The following is a 2,175-nucleotide window of genomic DNA, read 5'->3' as shown; positions in this document are numbered from 1 at the left end:
CTTGAAACCGCGGTTATGCAACGCCGCGATGGCAATACGGCTCGCGGGTTTTACCGGATCGGCGACGGCGATCACGGCTGCCAACCGTCCGTCGATGGCGGCATAGAGCGCCGTCCGCCCGCGCATCGCAAGATCACTCTCCGTATCGACCAATGCCGAGATGTCGACGCCTTCACGCTCCATGTAACGATCTGCGCCGACCATGACGTCCTGCCCATCCACGGTCGCAGCCACGCCGTAGCCGGTGATCGACCGAAAGCCGGTGGCATGTGGCACATTGATCCCCTCGTTGCGCGCGCTGCGGACAATTGCCTCTGCAATGGGATGCTCGGATTGCGCCTCGACCGCTGCGATCAGGGCAAGCACCTTGTCACGGTCAAAACCGTCCGTGACGACCAGATCTGTCAGTGAGGGCTTGCCCTCTGTCACCGTCCCGGTCTTGTCGAGTGCGATCACATCAACCTCAGACAGTTCCTGAAGCGCATCCCCCTTGCGGAACAGCACACCCATTTCGGCAGCGCGGCCCGTGCCCACCATGATGGACGTGGGCGTGGCCAGACCCATGGCGCAAGGGCAGGCAATGATCAGCACGGATACACCGGCAACCAGTGCGAACGTCAGCCCGGGGTCCGGTCCGACCACCAGCCAAACAAGGACTGTTAACGCTGCGAGCGCCATCACTGCCGGAACGAACCAAAGGGTGACACGGTCAACGAGGCCTTGAATAGGCAGCTTCGCGCTTTGCGCTTCTTCGACCATGCGAATTATCTGCGCCAGCGTTGTATCGGCCCCGACCCTCGCAGCCTGGAATGTCAAACTACCAGTTCCGTTGACTGTGCCGCCGGTGACTGTTGCACCGGCAGCTTTGGAGACGGGCAGAGGCTCGCCCGTGATCATGCTTTCATCAACATTGCTCGTGCCGTCTGTCACTGTGCCGTCGACCGGAATTCGGTCACCCGGACGCACCAGGATCACATCGCCGACTGCCAGACTGTCGACATCTACTTCGGTCGCTTCCCCGTCCCGTATCACCCTCGCGGTGCGCACCTGCAGACCCAAGAGCGCCTGAATGGCGGCGCCTGTCCGTCCCTTGGCGCGGGCTTCAAGCCAGCGCCCGATAAGGATAAGAACAACGATGACCGCCGCAGCCTCAAAATACACTGCGCGCACCCCTTCAGGCAGCACCCAAGGAAGGAAGGTGGCGACGACCGAATAGCTCCACGCCGCCCCTGTTCCGACAGCCACAAGGCTGTTCATGTCAGGCGCACCCCTGAGCAAGGCCAGTAAGCCTTTGGAAAAGAAATGTCGTCCGGGGCCGAACAAAACGATCGTCGTCAGCACAAACTGGATCAGCCAGGATGTCTGTGTTCCGATACTGTTTTCGATCGCCATATGAAATGCGGGGATCAAATGTGCGCCCATTTCCAGAACAAAGACCGGGAGTGCAAGGGCCGCCGCAATTGCCACCCGACGCGAAAGCGCGCGGGCCTCATCTGCTTTGCGTTCGACGCGGGATTGACTGGCGTTCGCTTCCGCGACCTCTGCGGGGTATCCTATCGCCGCAGAGGCGGCCATCAGATCATGCGCCGATGCGACGCCTTCAAGGTATTCCACCATCGCTGTCTCAGCAGCCAAATTCACCGCTACCGCAACAACCCCCGGCACATCCGCCAAGGCCTTGTCGACGCGTCCAACACAAGAAGCACAGGACATGGAGGCTATGTTCAAGGTGATCTTTGATATGCGCGCCGGATAGCCCAGAGAGTGCAAAGCCTGCACAACTTCCGCCTGCCTTGTCGTGTCCGCAAGAGTAAAGCGGGCCGTCTCCGAGGCAAGATTGACGGCAACACCGGACACGCCATCAAGCGCAGACAAAGTTCTTTCAACCCGCCCCACGCAGGACGCACAGCTCATACCTTCGATGCTGAGTGTTGTCTGGAATTCGTTCGTCATGACATGAGCCTTATTTTTGATATGAGACTTACATAGGGCTTCCAGTCACTGGAAGCTCAAGCAAAAAGATCAAGACTTTTTTTCACGATCGAAATCTGCAAAACTCTGCCTTTAAAGGAATGTATGTAAAAACCCTGCCCTGGTGATTGCAGGACATCAAATGCCGACGCACCGGTCTCGGCGAAAACTGTTAGTTTAAAACCGAAAACCGCTTGACCCTAC

General features: G+C 58.6%; 1 protein-coding gene. It reads right to left on the bottom strand.

The features are described 5' to 3' along the window. Positions 1 to 1,953 (bottom strand): heavy metal translocating P-type ATPase (locus CHB90_RS25810; protein ID WP_089280547.1); only part of this gene is annotated, 1,953 nt, incomplete at its 3' end. Between the last annotated feature and the right edge of the window lie 222 nt (positions 1,954 to 2,175).

It is taken from the genome of Antarctobacter heliothermus (assembly GCF_900188425.1).
In the GTDB taxonomy this organism is placed as follows: domain Bacteria; phylum Pseudomonadota; class Alphaproteobacteria; order Rhodobacterales; family Rhodobacteraceae; genus Antarctobacter; species Antarctobacter heliothermus.
This window is presented reverse-complemented; position numbering and strand designations above follow the sequence as displayed.